1 protein-coding gene is annotated in these 255 nt (G+C 66.3%); it reads right to left on the reverse strand.

What is annotated here, in order from left to right; genetic code table 11:
- Positions 1-255 (reverse strand): GTP-binding protein (locus tag ABGN05_RS30155; RefSeq protein ID WP_367957754.1); only part of this gene is annotated, 255 nt, incomplete at both ends.

Consider the following 255-nt stretch of genomic DNA (forward strand, 5'->3'; position numbering starts at 1 on the left):
CGGCGGCCGAAACCACCAGGATCGCGCCGTCCATCTGCGCGGCACCCGTGATCATGTTCTTCACGTAGTCGGCGTGGCCCGGGCAGTCGACGTGGGCATAGTGCCGCGCCGCCGTCTCGTATTCCACGTGCGCCGTCGAGATCGTGATGCCGCGCGCCTTCTCCTCCGGCGCCGCGTCGATCTGGTCGTAGGCCTTGTACTCGCCGAAGTACTTCGTGATCGCAGCCGTCAGCGACGTCTTGCCATGGTCGACGT

It is taken from the genome of Aquibium pacificum (assembly GCF_040839445.1).
Lineage (GTDB): Bacteria > Pseudomonadota > Alphaproteobacteria > Rhizobiales > Rhizobiaceae > Aquibium > Aquibium pacificus.